The sequence below is a fragment of the Neobacillus rhizophilus genome (assembly GCF_018343535.1).
Taxonomy (GTDB): Bacteria; Bacillota; Bacilli; order Bacillales; family Cytobacillaceae; genus Neobacillus; species Neobacillus rhizophilus.
The window spans coordinates 678,129-700,859 of record NZ_JAGYPF010000002.1 but is presented as its reverse complement, the minus strand read 5'-3'; the positions used below and the strand labels follow the sequence as shown (position 1 = coordinate 700,859).

The window sequence follows — 22,731 nt, the reverse complement described above, 5'->3', positions numbered from 1 at the left end:
GCCGCCCCTCCTTAAAAAAACGTCACTTTCTTGCCGTCATGCAAAACCGTCAGCTTATGATAAAGGTGCACATCATTGTGCTTGTAAACCCGTTCCCCTTTTACAGTGTCATTGGCCGCAAAATAAATATCATAGGCTGCGGAATCTGACTCAAGCCGGAACCCTAGAAACTGTTCATCTGCTGGCGGCTCATCACTTGCGCATTGCTCAATGCGATGCTTAGTCACCACGAGCGGCTCAGCTGAAAAAATCGCTGTGCTGATGCCGCGATGCTCAAAATCCTTTTCCTCCATTAATGTCGTTCGATTGCCAAGACGGTTATAAATGTCCGAAAAAATGCTGGCCTGGTCGTACTCATTGGCATTTTCCAAAAAATATGTATAGGCTTTATTCCGTTTACCGCTTAATTCCCAATAGCCATCCTGTTTACTTGCCTTCATCTCCGGATTCACTTGAAAGAATCGTTTCATCGTGTGGAAGCCATCGCTGTCAACATGGTCGATGACAATCGCAATCCCTTCCTTTTTGATAAAAACAACCGTCCGTTGCACCAAATAGGCTGTATGGGAAAAGGTACTCTCCATCACGATAAAATCAGCTGTTTCTTTGACACGGTTCCCCAGAGCTTTCCCGACATAGTGATAGGACCAAGAGTCTTTGACCGACATGAAGGGAACATCGTCAACAAGGACGGTACTGTGGCTTTGGGCTGATTTTAAAAAGTTTCGGACCGGCCCTTCCTGATAAGTGAATCTTCCCGAATCACATAGGACTCTCTCCCCGTTCAAGAACAAATTCAGATGGCCTAAACTCGCATGCGCGTGCCCGCTGCCATGGCGTCCATTCCAAACGCTTACAAAATCCTTTTCAGTCTTGTAGATGAAATTACCGCTATCTTCACCGATAAACAGCTCAGGCAAATTGGGTTGCTGAAACTCTTTTAATCTATCAAGCACATCCTGAACAAATACATAATCGCTGTCATGCTGCGGAACGACATAGCCATTTGGATAAATCATGTAATAGGCAGCATGAACGGCCTGCTCGATGAGACCCTTTAAATCAAAGGAAATCGGTATACCTAACGCTTGGGCAGTCCTGTATATATCAACTAATGCAAACAAAACCTCAAAGTGATACAGCGGAGACTGCTCCCAATGGACACCGTCGCCATGAAACTGGATGTCACATTGACGTTCAAGCTCTTCCCATGCCCACTTGACGATTTCCTCATGAACCAAGTCTTCACAAATCATGACTGCCTGCAAAATGCCGGCAATTTGCAAATTGCCCCAGTTGCTTAACGTATAGCGGTCAAGGTACTGATTTTTCAAAAACAGTACTTGCTGCTTAATGGAGTCAAAAATGGCCTGGAGCTCATCATCACGTAATTCCACATAGATAAGCTGGAGGCTCTTCACCCAGCTTGAGCAGCGGATCCCTGTATCAATTGTCCGCCAAGAGGTCCGGAGCTTTTCTTCAGAAAATGGATTCCGCTCGATCCAGTCAAAAACGAGCCGCTTCCAGCACGCTAGGTATTTCTCGTCCTTTGAATCGGAATAAGCCTTCGCTAAGTCAATTAGATATTCATGCCGATTTAACATGAAAATCCATTCCTCATCGGCATTCATCGCTCGGTTCCAATCAATCTTTTGAAAGGAATAGGGAATATAGCAAGCCTCCATATCCAATGGTTTTTTAAATACAAAAATGTTGGAACATAAAAGATTGCTATTTAAATAGGAAGCTTTTCGTTCACGCTCGTTCAGAAAGGGCATTTGCTGTTTGGATGAGTATTTTGCAAGGTTTGCTTTTAATCGAGTAAGATCCAATTCAAACACCTCCCGCCAATGAGAGATAATGAATCATGTCTTTGCACTCAGCTATTGACTGTTGAATGACAGCCGGAGCATCATCTTCTGAAACTTCTTGAAATTGAAACTTCATCGTTAACTCAGTCACCACACTTAACGGCATGCCTGAAATAAGGAATTGTTCGGGTGAAAAATGATGTTCAAGTAGGACCCTTGCGGCAATCTGGTGCGGGGCGCCGCCTGTTAAATCTGCAAAGACCAGCACCTGAGGATGATTTTTCAAAAACTCGGTTAACTCTGCTTCATACTGTTCGTGAGTCATCCCTTCAGAAAGCTCTAAGATAGATAGATTCGGATTGTCCCCCATTAAATAGCGGAGAGCGGATTGGACACCGGATGGGAAACCGCCATGTCCCGTCACTAAAATCTGATACATGATTGCCCCTTCTTTCATGATGAAATCGAAATGTTAAACAGCAGCTGTTTGACCATTGGTTTGAACTTTTTTCTCAGTATGAAACCCCTTTGATACCAAGGCATAAATCAGGTAGGCAGCAACGCTAAAGACTAACATTGAAGCCGCTGGAAAGTAAAAAACAATTCCCACCGCTCCGGCGATGATCACAAGGGAAAGAAGTGTGAAATGAAGCTTGCCAATCGAAAGCAGCATGGCATTCTTGATCGCGTCTTTCCAAGATACCCGGTAATGAACGATGACGGGAAAAATCGTAATCAATGCAAACAGGTATACGATGGTTAATAGGAAGAAAAACGCAAATAGTGCGTATTTTAGGTTCGAATTCAGTTGATTGGTGATGATAAAATCTCCGATTAGCAAACAGGTAAAAATGAGCCAAAAAAAGCCAAGAACGAAGCTTTGTTTAAAGTTTCCTTTAAAGTGACGGAAATAAGCGGAAATGACGCGAATGTCCTTATGCTTCTGCCATTCCCGGACCACCCCAAACATGGCGGTTGTGGAGGGAAAAATCGTCAGGATGGGAAGGCACATCACCAGCCAAAGCGCATTCAGCAAAAACGCGTTCATGATAAACTCCATTGTTTTATAAAGCTTGCCATCCATCCTAACATTTCCCCTTTCAAATCATTGCATTTTACTTGCTGTTGATTTCCGCTCCAGGGGCTCGCTTTCCGCGGGCGGTTCGGGGAGCCTCCTCGGCGCTTTAGCGCCTGCGGGGTCTCCCCTGTCCCGTACTCCCGCAGGAGTCGAGCCCCTTCCGCTCCAATCAACAAAGTGTCACAATATATTTAATCACTTAGATTTACCAGTACATCTTCCAATCCTTCACAAGTCTGATTAACGCTTCAAAATAGTAATAGTCGCCCCAGATGCAGCTTTCATCTACGCCGCGGCCGCCGGCTTTGTAGTAGACCGCATGCTTGAGGATTCCATTTGCTTCACTGTCGATCTCGGTCCGATAGTTTTCATATAGTGACTGCACCATTTTTAAGGCAGCATTTTCATAGATTTGTTTTTCCGGGTCGGTTAACGGCATGTGCTTTGCCATCTCGAGCAGGCCGCAGATTGTAATCGCTGCAGCTGAGCTATCCCGCTCCTGGTCACCTTCTGTAAAAATTAAATCCCAGTAGCAAATCTCATCTTCCGGCAAACGGTTTAAATAATAGTTTGTCAGTTTCTTCGCTAACTCAACTAAACTCCAATCACTTGTGTAGTGGTAGCTGAGCGGAAACCCATAGATGCCCCAAGCTTGCCCGCGCGCCCAGCAGGAGTCATCCGCAAAGCCTTGGTGAGTATTGCCGTACAATGGGGCGCCTGTCTCCGGATCCATGTAATAAGTATGGAAAGTGGAGGCGTCTTCACGGACAATATATTTGGCTGCCTGCTTGACATGCGACTGTGCCATTTCCCGATAATGTGGTTTTCCAGTTACCTCCGATGCCCAATAAAGCAACGGGAGGTTCAGGTTGCAGTCAATGATCATCCGGCCGCGCTGCTTCGGATCGTTAAGGTCGCCCCAGGCCTGGATAATCCCGGCTTTATCGTAATAACGGGTAATTAGCAAATCTGCTGCTTTTAAGGCGATTTCCTTTGCTTCTTCATTGCCAGTCAACTTATAGGCACTGACACAGCTTAATGTGTAGAGGAAGCCCAGGTCATGATGGTCGACTTCAATTCGTTTTTCGAGCCGTTCTTTAAAACTCTGAATCTGCTTTTCGGCCACTTTCCGGTATTTCTCTTCCCCGGTATACTCATAAGCGAGCCACAGCATCCCGGTCCAAAAGCTCGTTGTCCATTCCACGTTTTCAATTGGTTTGTAGACAAGGTTCTCACTGTTAGAATCGGGAAACTTGTCTATGAACAAGTCTAGGCTCTGGTCAATTTTGGCCAACACATGCTGAATGGCTTTTTCCACAAAAGCGCGGTCGACTGCCGGAGTTTTCGTAAAACGTTCGATATTTTTAATGTCTTCCTTGCGTACTTCGGCTGCATATACGGTCATTTCATAACACCTCTAAGTTTGTTGTAAAAAGGATCATTTAAGTCTTTCAGCCAGCGGCACAACTTTCCTTCAAGCTCCACTGCGACCGGATGGCCGGATGGGTCTTCAAAATGTTCAGGGTGAAGCTGGTATTGATCGTTTTTCAAATCGTAAAGCAAACGGACCAATTCATCACCAGGAGCATAGCCATGGTGAATCACATAGGTAAACTCATGTGTGCGAATCGCTCTCCAGCCAAATTCCCGATTATCCAGTCCCGCTTCACGAAATGCTTCAATCGCTTCCTTGCGGCCCGGATAGGCGCTGATATACGCTTCCTCCGGTCCGCCGCTCTGGCGGTTCAGGATATACCCGGATAAATCCGCCCCCTCTACCGAACTAGGAATCTCTAAATCCAGCAGCCTCAAAAGGGTCGGCATAATATCAACGGTGTTCAGCAGGAGATCCGTTCTTGTTTGCGGAATCACCCCTGGCCAGCGAACGCAAAAAGGAACGCCGATTGATTCCTCATACCACACATGCTTCGCCATCAAGCCATGTGACCCCATCATTTCACCATGGTCCGATGTCAACACAACAATCGTGTTTTCCTCCAAATTTTCTTCCTTTAAAAATTGCAAAATTCTTCCGAACTGGTCATCGATGCCTGAGATGGCAGCGAAATAGTTTAATTGCTTATCCTTTAATTCCTCGATGCCGCCATCCACTGGTTCTCCGGTATGCACCAAGAAGGTAGACTGGTTTACGTTTTCCCTTAAGGTTATTTGCTCCCTGTCGTACAGCTTCCGGTATTTTTCTGGCACCTGATCAAACGGGCTGTGCGGCGGATTCCACGATAAGAATAAGGCAAACGGCTGCTCTTTATCCCGGTGTTGAAGATACTTAAGGGTCTGGTCCGTTTCATGCTCAACCGACCATTGACTGACTTTTATTTTTTCCGGACTGTCCTGCCAGTAATGCGGCGCGAGATGCTCATCCCATGCCCCGTAGGAATACCAGTAATGGAAGCCGTGCCGTTTCGGTCCCGGCGCAGTATAGGCATCCCAGCCGGAGGCCCCGGATTCCGGCTGGTCAGTGACGTTTAATTCCGGCAAATCAAGATGCCACTTGCCAATATAGGCTGTCTGGTAGCCGTTCTCCGAGAGCACATCGCTGATACAAGTTTCAGCCGGATTCAACATGACATCCGCCCCGACCTTACAATTGGTATAGACCCCCGTGCTGTTTGGGTACCTGCCCGTCATTAGTGAGGCCCGATGAGGAGAGCACAATGGAGAGCAGGTGACGGCATGGGAAAAAATCGTCCCCTCCTGTGCAAAAGCATCGATATTTGGCGTAATCACCTGGTCCTCCTCTTCATAGCCGACAGCCTGACGGCGCCATTGATCGGCAAAAATATAGATGAGATTCGGTCTTTGTTGACTCTCCATTTGTCTCGCTCCTTTTTTCTTACGTTTATCTAATTGAATGTGGACTGTTTCCTTTTACACTTGGAATCATTTTTAATTTAACAGTGAAGGTTTTGCCATGGGCCTGGTTGACATTAACTTTCAACTTAATCGAAGGCTTCGTTTGGATAACCTCAACCTGTTCATCGGCTTCGAGGACCTCAAAGGCTTTGCCATCAAAATCAATGTCAATCGTGCCGGTATTTTGCATCGTTGGGTCGGAAACGGCCAGCGTCAGCACTCCATCCTTCTCCTGCATCATAATTGACGCCTTTTGATAAACAGTTAACGGCCCAACAGTTTGTTTTTCATCCAGCCAGAAGTTTGCCCCGATGATATTTTCCTTCAGCTCCTGCACCGCTTGAACGGCCGTGTCATTTCGTAAAATTGAAATCTCCGGCTGGGCGGCATATTGGCTTGTTTGTTCCTGTGTTAAGCTCGGCAATAGCACGTAGGAATACGTGTCATTTGCAGGATTCACTCCATGATCAAACCACATCGTGGCGTAGGAACGCGTAATTGGTTTCGCCGGTTCGCCGTAATTGATGTCCTTCCATGCGCCTGTCCGCTGTTCTTTTTTCAAGGTAAGAGTTTTTCCACCCGGGAAGTAATAGCCAATATCAGAGCCCGGCACATTTCCTTCTAGATACGCCCACTTGGCCTCAGTAGTATGGTTTTGACCATCGCTTAAGTCTGGTTTTTCCCCATTAATGATCAGTTCGTTTGAGCCGTTGTCACGGATTTTTCGATTTTCAACAATCGTCTCAATCGTTCTGTTATCCCCGCTTGTGATTCCTGTACCAAGCGCGACAATTTCGTTATCGAACATAAACCATGATTTTTTGGCTGTTAACGAACTATTCCAAGCTTTGTAAGACATGCCTGCTGTACCAAATCGGTCCAGCGTGGATCCCCCAACCCAAGACTCAGGTGAATTATGCTCCCCGCTGCCGTCTGCCCGCTTCATCGTATCAACGGTCGTCCCAGGCATCCGGTACGGGTCAACGGTAGGCCAGAAATCATCGCTGTACTGGGCAAGATCGGCATTGTACAAATAGGTCATCCCTTCGCCTGTGTACCAGCCTTTGCGGTTTTCATCATTCATATCTTCATAGTTTTGGATCCGGTTTGAATACATGCTGATGCCAAAAGCGTAGCCAGGTTTTCTGTTCACCACACGGTCCATCGACGCGAAGGTCTTATGGTAATCAAGCCCTCCCCTAGGCTTGATGTCTTGATTTTCCAACAGTTCTTTGGCCAGGACCATGTCCTTGAAATTACTGGAGCTTGAAAGATAATCTAGGTACGTATCTTCCTGAAGCCAGGATTTGGCCATACTCTTATATTTCGCTGCATACGGTTCCGGTGCAAATTGCGCCATCCGGATCACTACTTTGGTAATCGTTTGCCCGGCCTGATGGTCCTGAAGGAAACTGCGGGAAATCGCTCTTCCTCTGACCATATCCATCAAAGCGCCTTTATACATGAATGGTTCAAAAGCGTTTTCAATCCAGTCATAGACATTAGACACTTTAGGGTCCGTTACAGCCCAGGTCGAACCGCTTAATAAATCAAGCATATCGGTCAACCCTTCGATTAACACATTTCCATAAGAACCGGTATAGGCGACATCCTCATGCTGGACAAACGAGCCGTCTTCATAAAAACCATCGCCGGACGTCACGTTTTCAAAGGTTTGGCTCAGTGCGTCCCGCGCTGCTGCGATTTTCGCACTATCCTTCACAAGTACACCGCGTACACCGACTACCTTACTGACATCTATACGGTTGGCGCCGACTGCTTCGCGGTAATTACCAGGAGTCGTCGCTCCTGATTTAGTCGGATCGGGCTGAAAATGATCAATCACGTTCAAATAGAGGTGAATGGTTTCCTGGTCCAAATAATCATATAAAATTACCATGATGCTGTTTAATTCATTCGGCACGCCGATTTCCCAGTGCCACCAGTTGCTATACTGCTGAATATTCTCGTTATAGCGGTTTTGATAAAGCCACTCTAAGGCATCCTCAATATCCTTTAACAATTGCGGGTTGCGATAAAGGGCCGAATTTTCATTGGCAAATGCCTTGGCCATGGTCGTCAGATTCCGGTAACTGTCACGAATATCTGCGGAATTATCATTGCTTCTGTACTCATACCAAAGGAAAGAACGGTCTTTGTTCTTAACCATTGTCCTCCATAAGGACTGCGCCGATTTCGTTTGGCTGGCTACCATTTGCTTCATTCGTTCATTCGAACCATCGTAGTAGTCGAGACTGGTCATTTGGTTTTCCCACTTATGACGAAGCTGATCGTACTCGTCGAGGATAGCGGCTGTAACAGTGAGCTGACTTTCACTTTTGATTTTCCCATCACTTGTCGCAACGGAAATGACTGCTGTTCCCGGGGAATTAGCTTCCACGATACCATTCTTTACTGAAGCGACCTCTTCATTGGAAGATGTCCAGACAAGCTGGCCGGCGTCTGCATTTCCCGGAGTAACCTGCGTTTGCAGCAGGCGTAGCTGCCCTGCCGATAATGATAGTTCTTTTGGAGACAGTTCCAATTGTTCAATCGCTGGCCGTTCAAGGGCATCATTTCTTAAAACCTTAACCGTACTAGTGGCAGTCAGGTCATTATCCGTTACGGCCATAATCACGGTTTCACCGGCTTTTACTCCGGTTACCGTGCCGTTGTTATCCACTGTGGCAACAGAATTATCGCTTGAAAACCAAGAAATCTTCGAGCTGGCGTCAGCGGGTTCCATTTTGGCATTCAAAACCGCTGTCTCCTGCTCTTTAATCGTCACATCCTTATTTTCAATCGCAATCGATGTAGCCGGGTCAATCAACTGTAGGGAAACATCATCAAACATGACGGTTCCTGTTCCTGTTTCAAAGAAAAGCTGGACTCGGATGCTATCGCAATTTTGCGGAGGCTTTACCTCCATCTTGATTTGTGACCAATCATGAGTCCCAGTTAGCCGAGTTGAGTAAAGGAGGTCAAGCTGCTGCCCTTTCTCAAAGGTGGTCACCCTCATCCGTGCCCCCTGGCCGCTGACGATATTATCCGTCTTCAGCCACGTGCTTAATAGATAGGTTTTTCCACCTTTTACAGGGACATCCTGATTTACAGATGCTCGTGCGGTTTCGGCGGCTGTAATTTTCAGCCCATATTTTCCAGTGTGGCGTGCATCCTCGGAAATCGACACAATTGGTTTACCTGTCGGCTTCCACACACTCCAGTTGGCTGCTCCTAATTGGTCCCATCCGGACGCAGCCTTCTGGGTCTCTTCAAATCCTGTGTTTACTAAACGATTAGCGGTATCATCAGCAAAAATCAATGGTACATTAACGGACATGGTAATGAGTAAAGACAGTATGATCAGAACAGACAATCCTTTTGCAGGCTTTTTGTTCATCAGTTCGCTCCTTTATCCTTTGATTCCCGTGTTGGCAACTCCCTTGATGAAATGATCCTGTGCTAAGAAATAAACAATGATGGTTGGCACAACAGCCGATACCGCTGCCGCCATTAGCAGGGAATATTCCGTGTTATATTCGGTGATAAAATGCTGGATGCCAAGCTGCAATGTGTATAAATGATCCGATGTCAGATAGATTAACGGTCCCAAGAAATCATTCCAGGAATGCATGAATGAAAAAATAACGAGTGTGGCGATGGCAGGTTTGGACAATGGCAGGATAATCCGCCAGTAGATGCCAAACTCACTCAAGCCGTCGATTCTTGCTGCTTCTAGCAATTCATCCGGGATCGATAGGAAGAACTGGCGGAACAGGAAAACGCCAAATGGATTAAAGGCGCCAAGAATAATAAGTGCCCAGTGAGAATTAACAAGTCCAAGCTGCTTCATCAGCATAAATTGCGGAATCATCATGACCTGATAAGGAATCATCATCGTGGCCACATAGATAAAAAATAACCGGTTGCTTTCCGGGAATTTAATTTTCGCAAACGCATAACCGGCCAGTGAACTGTTGATAATCACCAAAATCGTGGTGATGACGGCAATTTTCAACGTATTTAAGTAATAAATATGGAAGGGAACAGCCGTCCAAACTTCCTTGTAATTTTCCCAGCGGAAGGTTTCCGGGATCCACTTGATGGGAAATCCGAAAATCTCCGTTTCCAGTTTCAAAGAAGCAGACAGCATCCAAACAAACGGAAGGACCATCGTCAAGGAAACTAAAATAACCACGATGTACTTGATGGCTTGGCCAACCGCGAATTTTTTCTTCTTTTTTACTTCTGGTGTATAGACTTGAGCTTCAGTGGCAATATTCATACAATACTTCCGCTCCTTTCTGTCGGTTTAGTAAATAGGTTAATAGTTCACCCATTTTTTCTGCCCACTAAATTGGATGATAGAGATGATTAGAATCACCAAGAACAATACATAAGCCATCGCTGAGGCGTACCCGTACTCAAATTGTTTAAAGGCTGTATTGTAAATGTCGTAGACGAGCACATGGGTCGACCGGCCCGGTCCTCCACCTGTCAGCACATAGATTAAATCAAATACTTTAAACGAGTTAATTACACCAATGATCGTGGTAAAGAACAATACAGGAGATAACGATGGCAGCGTGATATGGAAAAACTTCGTAATCGGTCCCGCGCCATCCAATTCGGCTGCTTCATAAAGATAATCTGGGATGTTTTGCAGTCCCGCTAAAAATAGAATCATATAATAGCCAACTGAATGCCAAATATAGACGATTGATACGGAGATTAATGCCCAGGATGGCGATGATAGCCAGCCGGGAGGTGAGTCAATCCCCAGCTTCATTAATGTTCCGTTAATTGGACCCATTGACGGGTTAAAGATGAGCTGCCAGACAGCTGCAACAGCAATCGTCGCTGTTACATATGGAAGGAAAACAGCCGTCCGGAACACTTTGACAAAGCGGATGCCCCGGTTTAAGGCAATCGCGATTAGCACTGAAATTAATAACGTAATCGGGACAGAGATTAACATGAACAGGATGCTATTAATAAATGAAATTTTGAAATTAGTATCCTTCAGCAATTGTTTGTAGTTGTCGAGCCCTATAAATTCGATATTCCCAAAGCCATTCCAAGAGGTGAAGCTCATACAGAAGGAGGCAATCACGGGAACGAAGATAAATACAAGGAAGCCAATTATATTTGGCAGAAGAAAGGTATAAGCGGTGATTCGATTTCGCCTAATCGCTTTCGATTTTACAGCTTTACCAGGCTTCATACTGTTTCATCCTTTCTTTTAAAAAAATTGGCACTGCTGTATGAAAGACCTTAGAGCAGTGCCAAGTTCGATGCTAATTACTTTTCTCCATACTTACTTGCCCATTCGTCTTTTACGCGTTTCGTGATGTCTTTGATGGTGTCATCAACTGATTTTTGGCCAATTAATGCAAGCTCTCCCTCTTGCTTGAAGATTTGTTCAACGACAACGTTTTTCACACCTGGTAACATTGGGTATTCTGGATATTCTTTTGTTTCCAAGAAATAATGAAGGTTCTTTGGCTTTTGTGAACCGTCGCCAAGATAAGCCGCTTCCACATCCTTGTCCATATATCCAGTTAAATAGCCTGCTCCGGCAAGAAGCTCTGCCCCTTCTTTACCTGTCATGTACTTCAGGAATTCAAATGCTTCTTTCGGATGCTTCGTATTTTTGTTCATCATGATCGAAACTGGCAATGCCAATGAAGTATTCTTGGCAACGCCTTCTGGATGCGGAATTGGCACAACATCCCAATCAAACTTTAAGGTTCCTTCTTTTTCCCCCTGACGAAGCTGGGCAACATGCCAATCGCCAATGATGTTCATCGCAATATTCCCTTTTTGGAAGGCGGCATTATAATGCGCCCCAGTTGATACTTGCTCAGACCATTTCATGATGGAGCCGTCTTTTTCAAGGTCAACCCTTGTTTGCAAGGCATCCTTAAATGGTTTTAAGTCTTTATCAATAATGGATGCTCCCGTTTGAACAGCGCCCATGTACCAAGTTTGCGGCCATTGCTGCAGGTAAGCGCCGTATACTTTGTTTTCTCCGCTGCCGCTTGTCATCTTCTTGGCTACTTCGCGGAACTCATCCCATGTCATATCATCGCTTGGATATGGAACGCCTTTTTGATCGAATAAAGTCTTGTTATAGTAGAGCATCCAATTGGACTTACGGTAAGGAAGGCTGAGTACTTTTCCATCATATTTATAGGTGTCATACATCGACCCGTATCCGGAAACATCCACGCCGCTGTCTTTAATGTACTTATCTAGCGGTGCCAGAATTCCTGTGTCTACCATGTTATCCATTTGACCAGTAAATAGGTCATAGCCTTCTCCGCCAGAAAGCTGCATGCGGATTTTTTCATAATATTGCTGCTGAGGGAAGGTTTCGAATGTAATGTCGACATTCGGATGATCCTTTTTGAAATTTTCATAGCCTTGTTTAAAAATAGCTTCATCTGCAGGGAAAACGGCCATTTTCAAACTTACTTTTTCATTGGAACTCTTCTCTTCTTTTGGTTTTGCGCTGCTCTTTTCTGTTTCCCCATTGGAACAGCCAACAATCAAACTAAAACATAAAAGCAATAATACCACTAAACTAAAACGTTTTTTCATACATTGTCCCCCTTAAAATTTTTAATAGTTTGTTATATACTCAGTGTAAGGGTTTACACTTTTCGAAATAAGTCGAAAATTTTCTTCCCCTTTTTTTGCAGCCGGGAGTGACGATCATGATTTTTCTATGCTTGATTTTTATGGTTTTTTTAATCTTTTTTATCTATAAATACCTTAGCAGCAGATCCATATTCTTTTTATGTACGTTGACCATCGGGTGGATTTTGGCCTATATTTCATTCACCCTTTATCTATCAAAATTTAATTACTATAATATTGTGAACCAGTTCATTGATTTTGGCCCGGGAACCTGGAATCGTCTTGTCCTGGGAAACTTTGATGTTCATACGTTAATTCGGCTGTTTAACCTGGGAATTATCTTATTTTATTTTTCCTTCCTAAGTTTTTCTATTTCGTTTATCAGCAGTCTCAGGAGTCACCCTAGATTGCGTTTCATTTACCTGGGTCTAGGGATTGTCGGGATCGTTCAGTTTCTTTTTTACGATCCAAGTCTTAATCTGATGCTTCAGGATTTGGCCTTTAAGGCAGGTAAAATGGATCTTTATGAGCAATGGAGCCATACGGGCGATATTGTCTTTCAAGTGATGAATGATACGTATCTGGTTCTTAGCCTTTCCTTATTTTTGTACCATTACATCCGTTATTACCAATTAAGGTCGATTCGGGACCATACATTCTATATCACTATTAGTTTGCTCCCATTAACCTTTGTACACCTGTTTATTTTTTACTGGGCACCTGCCAACTTTGTCAGAATCACCTTCAGTAAAAGTTTTATCAATTATGTCCAGCCTTCGATTAACTTGTTTTTAATGGAATATCGCTTTTTCCCGCTGCTGGCAATTGGGGCAATCGGCATCATGCTCTATAATATTTACAAATTCAAAGCGAACGAAGCGCGCTATTCCAACATCAATATCATTACCAAGAAGAAAATTGACACCGCCTCACTCGGGATTCGAGCCTTCACCCATGCGATCAAAAATCATCTGCTGGCGATCCGCTCCGAGGCTGAATATTTACAGGAAAAATTTGCAGATGATGAAGATGCGCTGTACAGCCTTAAACTGATAACCGAATCGTGCGAGCAGTCGTTCCAAAGCATTAATCAGGCGAATGATAAACTGAAGCAGATTACGTTAAACATTAAGGCCGTTCCGCTCGATGCCCCTATCGAAAAGGCCATTCAACGGTTTCGTTCCAATTTGACGAATGTTGAAATCCATTTTGAAAAAACAAATTCCAACATCCTTGTCTACATGGATGAAGATTACATCAATGAAGTGCTCAATAATATCCTTAAAAATTCAGTGGAAGCACTGTCTAATGCCGGCGGGTCCATTTGGGTCAGCGTAAACTATGTGGATCAGTGGGGCACCATTTCGATTCGGGATAACGGCCCGGGAATCGAAGCTGAACACGTGGAAGAAATTTTCACCCCTTTCTTCTCTACAAAACCAAGCATCACCAATTGGGGAATCGGCCTATCATTCTGCCACAAGGTGATCACAGCACACAGCGGTAAAATTGAGGTTAAAAGTGAAGTAGGTAAATATACACAGTTTGATATTCTATTGCCACTGGTAAAAAGGGTATAAAATATACCCCGTATCTGGGGGGAGGTATTTTCGTGGAAAATATTCATATTTTAATAGCAGACGACATGGAGGCCCATCGCAGAAGGCTTGAAAGAATTATCAACAGCGTGGACAACCTTTCAATCGCAGCTTCTGCCAAAAGCGGCTATGAGGCTGTGGCCTATGCGGCGATTAAGAAACCGGATATTGTCTTGATGGACATTGAAATGGAGAGTCAAATGGCTGGGGTTAAGGCAGCTTCAGAGATTCATAAGATTTTACCCGATACAAAAATCATTATGCTGACGGTTCACCAGGATAATAATATTGTCTTTGCCGCCTTTCAAACCGGCATTGTCGACTATTTAATGAAAGCGGCCCCAAAGGAAGAAATCATTGAAGCGATTTATTCGGCATATAATAACCAATCGCCCATCCGGCCGATCATCGCTGAAAAAATTCGTACGGAGTTTGCCCGCATCAAAAAGTCAGAAGATCAATTAACGTACTTTTTTAAAATCATTGCCAACCTAACTCAATCCGAACTCGAGATATTAAAGTTGCTTTGCAGTGGTTTAAAGCGTAAGGAAATTGCTGACATCCGCGCCGTCGAAGTAGAAACCATCAAAAAGCAAATCAGCAGCCTGTTGAAAAAATTCGACAAAAACAGCACCAAAGAAGTCATCACCGAAGTCAACGAACTACGACTGTTTGACTTGATTAAGGATATCTCATGATGGATGGGGACGGTTCTTCTGCTTCTGAATCAGAAGAACCGTCCCCTCGTCTTATTTTGGCTTCAGGACAACTTCTAGTGGCTCTGCATCTTTGCAATCTAATTCTATTACGGTGCGGCCATTCTCTGATGAGAGAATTCTGATGCGGGAATCTGTTGAAGCAAGCGTCCATTCCCCATTAATAGTCAGCTTCATCGGGCGCATGATACTTTCAGCATGGCGCCATGTACGGGAATAGATGCTGACTTCCTTTTGTACCCCATTCTCATCATATTGGTCCGCTTCGGTGCCCTCGTATAAACGTAAATCAGGGTCAACCGCGCTCAAGACTAAATTTTCTCCATCCATCTTCGTCATGACCATCGATGGTGTATCGACGGCTTGAACGATTCCTTGGTTGATAGAGTCACTTGCTTCAAATAATGCGTACCCTGTAATCCCAGTAGCACGGTCTTGGACGATATGGGCCATCCGATTTTGCTGGAGGACCGCGTAAGGGACTTTGCCCGGGTCTTCCATGGAGGAAGCAAACTCGGCCATTTGGTTTCCATTCGTATTCACCAGCACTGCATATTGGTATTTTCCATCCTTTGGTGCTTTCCCATGATCAATCCAAGCGGTTGAAAAATTCCCTGACGTGTCTGACCCGTCCTTCTGGTTCTTGGACTGTTGCAAAGACCTTTTAATGGAAATGGTTTGTCCAGACGGTACATAAAAACCATTATGCTTATTGTCAATCAGCCAGGAATCCTGTGTGAGGGCGAGCTGATTTTTATAAGGGAATTCTGAAATGGCCCCTGTTTTCGATATCCACACCGGTTCGGCTTCTGTTTCCATATAGTTTTGGAACAGTGTCGTTTCAGTAGGATATTCACTGTTATTATTTTCAATATCTGATCCAAGAGCCACAATTCGATTGTCAAAGAAGAAATAGGATTTCCGGGCACGATGGGAACTATCATATTTTGGATGCTCATGAAGCTTCATTGCGAACATACCGTTCTGACCTTGAAGGCTCAGGCTTCCGGAATAAGTTTCATCAGAAATCAGCATTTCCTCAAAGCCGCTGAAACGGTCGACGTTCCGGACATCGGATCGCAATTTTTCAAACGGCAGATGAATCGTCGTTGTCCCCGGCCAGCGGTTCCAATCCCAGCCTTCCTGCACATAGCCGCTGTCTTGATGATTTGAGGCACCCATGATTTGCATTTGCCCGTAGGACATATAACGGCCATATAAATTGGCATCCTGATAAGTTTCATTCCCCCATAAATAGCGGCTATAGCCCTTCACACCGACAAGCCAGTTGTCCCGTCTTTGAATGCCAAGATTGGCGTAATTCATCGACCAAAATCCGGTTGGGGCTGCCTCTGCCGTAATACCCTGCTGCTTAAACTGCTTAGACCATGTATCATCCTTGTCGATGAGCCTTAAATAAGCGGCCGCCACTTCATGGTCAATCGGCTCTTTTCCGTCTGGAGATCCCGCCAACGCCATATACCGGAATGGAGGAAGTGTCAACGCACCCTTTCCATCCGGATGTCGCCCGGCGACACTGATTAGCCACTGGGTTTTGTTTGAATACAGGCGCATCGACATCAATGCCTTTTTCAATGTTTCATGGGCATCCTCGGTAACTCTAAAAGAACCTCCTGATAATACATACATAATCGGTGTAACCCCGGTGAAGGCATCCTTTGCATAGGCTGGGTAATGATTGTCATGGTGATAGGCTGAGCCGTCCTTCTTAAAGGCAGGGTCTAATCCATTTGCCGGAACAAGTCCTTGCGACAGCCAAGAGGTGAAGCTTTCCATATCTCTAATTTTTTCCTTCGAATCCTCCTGGACAAGGATACTGGCCAGCATTCCATTTAAGGTGGTGTTTAAGATGTCGATATTGCTGACAACCTCTTCTTTAGGTGTATAGATCTTTCCCGCTCCGCTTAACCAGAACAGGGCTTTTTGTGTGCGCTCCAGAAGACCGGCTTCTTTTAAAACATCCCGCATCAGGAATGCAGACGAATAAAACCCGCGGATATTGTAGCCTAGATGGTGCATTGTTCCTTGCCCGCTCCCGTCTGCCCAGCCCTGGTCCGCCAAATGGTCGGCCAAATCGATATACATCTGTTTCAGTTCGTTTTTGGTCGCCTCGTCCTCAGCAGAAAGATAAGTGTTTGCGACTAAATCCATGAAGTCGGTGAAAGCTCTTAGATCGGCTGTATTGCTAAGCTCTTTAAAGGCAGGCTTTATGGCCGCCGGTGCCTGATCAAAATGCGGCATAAACAGGGAAGCACCGTGTATTCCATATTCATCACGGGATATTCCGAATGACTTGTTGCGGCTGCGAATGTCAGCTAGCAGCGTATCTGTTACCTTTTGCTTTTTAAAAACTAACTCTGTGAATTTTGTTTCGATTTGGCGGATACCGGCCAAGTTCTCTTCGGTTACTTCGGTTTGAGGTTCTGGAGGTGTAAGCTTGGAATACTGCAAAAGACCAAGCCAATGGGCGTTTGCCGCTTCCATCACGTCCGGATTCACAAAGGGAACCTGAGCATCCGGGGTATGGTGCCGCGGGTCAATTGGAGTTGATAGCATCATGGAGTCAAAATACAATGTCCCGGATTCGGATTTAGGTGCAACAACTGTCATGCGGTTCATGTGCGGGTGCGGTGTTCCTTGCATATCACGTTCAAATGATACCCAGACGGTCCGCCATCCTGTAAAGTTCAGGTTCATGTCAAACCAGCTGTCAACGTGATTGCCCCGGCCAAATTGAAAGGTGGCAGTGTCGTTGACGGGCTTTTCATTATAGACCCAGACAACAAAGGACTTGATTGATTGGTCTTGATTGTTGGGGACAAATGGTGTAAATCCAATTTTCTCATTGACGATTAGCCTGGATCCGCTCGTGTAGTTCCATTTCAGCGAATTTTTGCCGTCCTTAGAGTGGTGGCCATCCAGCTCGAGAGCCGCACCCTTGTCTGTCATAAACGTCTTCGGGATGCCGTTTTCAAACAAGAAAAGCGGGATTCCAAGAGCTTTTGCATCACTTTCTAGCTGCGTGGCACGAGTTGATAGGTCCTCCTCGCCTGCTGACGTACTAGAGGCTGCCAATGCCGTTTTTGGGCTGATTGTATCAGGTGGTACAATGGTTAATGGCACCGTCAAAGCCGCTGTTAATGTTAATGCGGCAAACCGTTTCCCATAATGCTTGTCCCCTTTTTTAGGATACTGTTTCCCTTGCTGAAAATCTTGCTGCTTGTGTTTTGAATCTCTCATCTACTTCCATCTCCTTCCCCTTCTATAAACTAAAACGCTTACAATTACCATTCTAGGGAGATCCTGAGAGATGGCGATAGTCTAAAACTTTTTACCCCTGCCACTTCACCGTATTACCATAAATAGGCCAAACAGCTCAGCTTGTTAACGTTTAAAGCTGGGCTGTTTGGCCTTTTTTAGTTACGTTCGATTCGAAGGTTGTCTAGCATGAATGTTCCGGCTCCAGTATCTCCGTTAAGGCTTGCTCCGTCACTGAAAATCCCAATATAGGTTTGCCCGTTTTCAGAGCCTGTGATAGTAAACTCAACCCTTTTGGTATCTGTTGACGCGGAAAGGGCTTGATTTACATACAATCCCTTTGCCTCTCCAATATTACGGACATCGACTTCTTGATCACCGGAGATAAATCGATAGGCACCTGCTGTCGTCTGGTAGTCAAAAGAAACGGTGTAGGTTACTCCTGGCTCAAAACGGAAGTGCTGTGGAATCGTTCGATACAATAACCCTTTGTTTCCTGTATTGACCTTCACAGACCAATTTCCGGAAAGAACATCATCCACTAATTTTTTGCCTGCCCAGCCTTTTTGAGTATACGGAGCGTGCAATTCCGCTAAATGAATTCGATTGTCCTCAACACCTTCCGTATTGCCAATGACAAACGGGTAAATTCCTTGGGCAACGGATTCAAAATTCTGCTCAAACACATTTGGAGATACTTCATTATTCAAGGTTTTTTGAACAATTCTGATATCATCAAACTTAGTTACACCTTCACCTGCTTCTCGGCTGAGAACCAATTCTGCCTTTTTAGATGTAGCGGTAAAGCTTACTTGCATTCTCTGCATTTTGCTGTTGTAGCCATCATTCGTAGCATGGGAATCAGCCTTGACATAATTCTTTTGCAGGCTGCGCAGCGTATAATTGCTGACATCCTTTACTCCGCCATATATAGCAATACCGGCTTTCACATCACTGTTGTTCTCTACATAAACCTCTGCCACATAATCCTTGCCCGGTTCTAGGTCAGTGAGCACTCTTGACACCGTAGTAACCTTCGAGGGACTATCGATATTTAAATAATAGTCGCCGCTGCTGAGATTGCGAGCATCTCCGGTTTGGCTCGTACGGATCACGCTTACCGCCTCTTTATCTCCGGCAATCTTTGTGTGTTCATCCTTCACGGTTCCTGAATTAAAGCCTGAATCATAGATATGTGCACCCTTGCTCCAGTCATCAACCTGCAATCCCTTTTCCTTTTTATCAGGTACGACCACATAAGGTGTGGCGGCTTCTGCCGTTAATGTAATCTGGTTATTAACAACCTTGACTTTTTCCACATCCGTGCGGCCTTGGTCAGTCAATTTATAGACATACACTTTTGATGACCCTTTATACTCGTCAGGAAGGGTCCAAGTAGTGGTACCACCCTTCAAATTCCAGTGATATAGTTTTTCGGAATTAGGAGTTGGGTTCTTGAAATCTTGTTCAGCCCATGGAAGCAAATAGCTATTTTCATCAAGGACAACATTTCCGTTAAGCGTAATCACACGTTCCCGTGAATTATCCTTTCTAGTAACAACCACCACGTCTCCGTTGCTTGGATCCTGTAATTTAATTTCCTTCTCCAAGTTGGTTTTGCTTCTGTCGCCTTCCACTGTGGTCCAATCCATCACATAATATTTTTGTAAAAATTTTGTTGGCAGATTGGTATCAAAGGTCATTCGGATAAAATGGTCAAAGTTTTTATCCGATTGCCAGCCCTCAAATCCGGCTAATTCAAAGCCGCCTAACAGCGGGTGGTCAGCTGTACCGCCTGCTTCCGGCCAATTCAGCACCCAGGAATCCCTTTGGTGATTGCTGATGAAGCGGAGAACTTCTGAGTTGATTCCCTTGCTGGCCGGGCCGCCATAGTTCTTATCCGTTGCCCAGTGCTGCCAGGTGGAATAATTAGCCACGGACGTTCCAAACTCCGTTGTGAGCCTCCAGCCACGGTTATGGAATTGCTCGGAGATCCGATTCGATTCCCATTGATCTTGATACCATACGTCTAAATAAATGAAATCCAGCCCCGGGGCAGCTGCCTTTAATTCGTCTAGCCTAGTAGCCCGTGTACCTGAGTACAAATCCTTCAATTTATTAATCGTGTAAGACTGATCCAGCCAGCCCCATCCTTTAGAATTAGGACCGTCAATAAAATCTTCACTAAATGCTTTGGCTTCAGGATAGGTTTCTTGTGCATTAATATGGACACCTAGTTCCGCATTGTACTTATGGCCTTCGCGGATTAGGGTCTGCAGGTCTGCCGCTCCCCCCATCCGTTCACCGACATTGCCGTAATCCGGATGTGCACTGTCATGCCCTTCATTGCCATATCCTTTTAATAGCACAGCTTGACCCAATCCATCAGTGGCCAGGGCCGCCTTCTTGATATTATCCAATGTTTTTATGAATGGCTGTTGTACTTGCGAACCAAAATTCATCGCAATACGAGTACCAACAAGATTATTGACATTCTCTGATCCAGGAATATTCTGCATAATGTCACGGTAAGCAATTGCCCCGTCCTGCCAGTCGATTTCCTTATCCTTATTCAAATCCTCAGCAATAGCAATTTTAATCGTTGGTTTACCAGCTTGCTGCTCCGGCATAAATGATCTTTGATAGTAAAGCATGCTTGAACCAATTCCCAGTGCTTTCGTTCCATCTTCATTCTGATAACGATTAGCCCTTAGGTTCTGGTAACCATTTACTTCCGAACTAGACCATACACCTGCACTTAATTGGTCAGTTGACAAGAACGCTGCGTAATATCCAGAAGAAGTCCCGACTCCTTCCATCATGGAATCGACTGTAACTTCGATATCCCCAGGTTTAGTAACGTCACTGCTAAGATTCGTTAATTTCGCTTTTGAATTGGTTTGCGCTGAATTAACGGAAATAAAGTTCAAATCAGCAAACTCTACAGATTCAATTTTTGCACTTTTGGTGTTCGAGATTTCTTCAAAGGTATAAATGACTTTATTTTTTTGAACCTTTAAAGAGACTTTAAAAACAGCGTCAAGATTTTCATATTCATCAACGACCTTTAACGTGTACATGGCTTCGCTTTTGCTCTTCTTTTCAAAAGCAACTTCAGGATAGTATAAAACGCCGTTGACTTTTAATCCGTAAACAGGTGATGTTTGACCGTTCATGACCTTGTCGCCCACGCGGTATTCAATGACCCTCGGGAATACTTGATCAATCACAACATCCATATAATTGGAACGTAATGTATCTTCTATTGGTGGAGTATTTGGTGCTTTAGGGGGAACATATTCTTTAATTTTGATGTTGGAAATCGTGATGTCGGCAGCCCCGCGGCTTTTTTCAAATCCTAGTAAGCCGGCTTTGTCGACTCCGCCTGTCAATGACCAAGTATTAACCTTTTTATCGTTAATGTAGAGAGTGGCCTGGTCATCCATGAATTTAAGGCGCAGATGATATGTTTTACCTGCTTCTAACGGCGTATCTGTGGTCATTGCCGTCCAATTGTTCGCTGGTCCAAAAATCTCTTGAAAATACAAATTGTTCGCGTCTCCCGTTCCTACATAGGTGTAGGCAGAAGGGCTTTGAACCCGATAGATGAGACCGAAACGATTCATCGCATTGGTACCCGGAGTGATATCTGCTTCGAAAACACCATTCTTGATCCCTTGCATAGGATTGTAGACAATTCGATTCTTTTGCGTAGAGGTGACCTTGAATGTCGCAGAACCATCTTCATTATAATTAACGGATGCATCGCCTGAGATAACCTTGAAGTCCCCTTCTTGCAGCTGGTTATCGGAAATATCAACGAGCTTCCCGTCATCGGGGACTTGCCCCCCATCACCAGGGTCTGTACCGCCACCACCTGGAACTGTGCCGCCATCATTAGGAGCAACACCCAGTTCCATCAGCACAATACTGTTTTTTCCGCCATAACTGCCAAGCTTCACTGCTTCCTTCCCTGTATACAGGTTTTTGACAGCGTCAGCTAAAGTGACAGTTCCAAATATATCTTTACCATCCAAAGTTACATTGAATTGTGTTCCAGCATAATCAATTTTGATAGAATGCGCAATTCCTGGTTCAGGAAGAGGAACGCTTGGTCTTGTCTGCAGCCATGTTCCGCTGCCCTGATATTTGTATTCATAGAACCAGCCCAAAGAGTCATAGCCTACAAAGACAAAGTTATTCTGATCAATATAGTGAGGATAGAAACCAAATCTCGTATCTTCCCCTTTCGTCTCTGGAATAAAGATATATTCCATCGTTCCTGATTCTTGTGCAGCAGTATCTTTTTCTTGAAAAATAGCCGCCTTTGCTCCATTGTCATTCCCCGAACCTGAACCCAGCCTTGCATAGGCCTTTCCATTCTGAACGGCAACCTCATTGACCTCATTTCCTCCGTTTGAGACCGTAACCCATGGATTGGTTATTTCTGCTGACACCTTTAATGGCGGGATAAACCCCGTCAAGAAGGTTGGCAAAAACAACAAAAACGCAATCAGGATATGGGTTGCCCTTTTGTAAAACTTCCTGCCCAATGTTTCTCCTCCTTTGAAAATACGATTTTAATAGAAGGCGGTATCCCTATTAGCCAAAAACGCCAACAGATACCGCCTACTACTGTAATCAGCTTACTTTTATTAAACCGCTTTCACAATAAAGATATTGTCCATATTTTTAGAAATATTGCTTTTTTAGTTAAATGCAGAAAAAAAGCG

At 44.7% G+C, this 22,731-nt stretch carries 13 protein-coding genes; 2 read left to right on the top strand and 11 right to left on the bottom strand.

Translation table 11 applies throughout. The annotated features are described in order from the left end of the window. Positions 1-11: 11 nt before the first annotated feature. The 9 genes from KHA99_RS11175 to KHA99_RS11135 form a co-directional block, all read right to left on the bottom strand. Complete coding sequence (locus KHA99_RS11175) at positions 12-1,832, bottom strand: heparinase II/III family protein (RefSeq protein ID WP_213117524.1); 1,821 nt, start codon at positions 1,830-1,832, stop codon at positions 12-14. A gap of 1 nt (position 1,833) precedes the next feature. After that, positions 1,834-2,250, bottom strand: coding sequence for a PTS sugar transporter subunit IIA (locus KHA99_RS11170; protein ID WP_213117523.1), 417 nt, complete (start codon positions 2,248-2,250; stop codon positions 1,834-1,836). Between the two features lie 33 nt (positions 2,251-2,283). Then, positions 2,284-2,895: a YesL family protein gene (locus KHA99_RS11165; protein WP_213117522.1), complete on the bottom strand. Its 612-nt coding sequence runs from the start codon at positions 2,893-2,895 to the stop codon at positions 2,284-2,286. A gap of 199 nt (positions 2,896-3,094) precedes the next feature. Beyond that, entirely contained in the window at positions 3,095-4,294 is a 1,200-nt protein-coding gene (locus tag KHA99_RS11160) for a glycoside hydrolase family 88 protein (RefSeq protein WP_213117521.1), read from the bottom strand. Then, positions 4,291-5,724, bottom strand: a complete 1,434-nt coding sequence (locus tag KHA99_RS11155) for a sulfatase family protein (protein ID WP_213117520.1) — start codon at positions 5,722-5,724, stop codon at positions 4,291-4,293. Before KHA99_RS11155 ends, KHA99_RS11160 begins: the two co-directional genes overlap by 4 nt. 25 nt (positions 5,725-5,749) lie before the next feature. Then, entirely contained in the window at positions 5,750-9,163 is a 3,414-nt protein-coding gene (locus tag KHA99_RS11150; RefSeq protein WP_213117519.1) for a polysaccharide lyase family 8 super-sandwich domain-containing protein, read from the bottom strand. Between the two features lie 12 nt (positions 9,164-9,175). Then, positions 9,176-10,048: a carbohydrate ABC transporter permease gene (locus tag KHA99_RS11145; RefSeq protein WP_213117518.1), complete on the bottom strand. Its 873-nt coding sequence runs from the start codon at positions 10,046-10,048 to the stop codon at positions 9,176-9,178. Positions 10,049-10,087: 39 nt separating this feature from the next. Continuing rightward, positions 10,088-10,987, bottom strand: coding sequence for a carbohydrate ABC transporter permease (locus KHA99_RS11140; protein ID WP_213117517.1), 900 nt, complete (start codon positions 10,985-10,987; stop codon positions 10,088-10,090). Between the two features lie 77 nt (positions 10,988-11,064). After that, a complete protein-coding gene (locus tag KHA99_RS11135) occupies positions 11,065-12,366 on the bottom strand; it encodes an ABC transporter substrate-binding protein (protein ID WP_213117516.1) in 1,302 nt (433 codons plus the stop codon). Between the two features lie 446 nt (positions 12,367-12,812). Between KHA99_RS11135 and KHA99_RS11130 the strand changes: the two genes are divergently transcribed. Continuing rightward, positions 12,813-13,985, top strand: a complete 1,173-nt coding sequence (locus tag KHA99_RS11130; protein WP_213117515.1) for a sensor histidine kinase — start codon at positions 12,813-12,815, stop codon at positions 13,983-13,985. Between the two features lie 32 nt (positions 13,986-14,017). After that, on the top strand, positions 14,018-14,701 hold the full coding sequence (locus KHA99_RS11125) for a response regulator transcription factor (protein WP_213117514.1): 684 nt from the start codon (positions 14,018-14,020) through the stop codon (positions 14,699-14,701). 51 nt (positions 14,702-14,752) lie between these two features. On the opposite strand, the gene KHA99_RS11120 is transcribed toward KHA99_RS11125, so the two are convergent. Together KHA99_RS11120 and KHA99_RS11115 are read right to left on the bottom strand one after the other, a co-directional pair. After that, positions 14,753-17,980 carry a chondroitinase family polysaccharide lyase gene (locus KHA99_RS11120; protein ID WP_213117513.1) on the bottom strand — a complete coding sequence of 1,076 codons (3,228 nt, stop codon included), beginning with the start codon at positions 17,978-17,980 and terminating at the stop codon, positions 14,753-14,755. A 176-nt stretch (positions 17,981-18,156) separates the two neighbouring features. After that, positions 18,157-22,551, bottom strand: coding sequence for an endo-alpha-N-acetylgalactosaminidase family protein (locus tag KHA99_RS11115; protein ID WP_213117512.1), 4,395 nt, complete (start codon positions 22,549-22,551; stop codon positions 18,157-18,159). Positions 22,552-22,731: the final 180 nt, after the last annotated feature.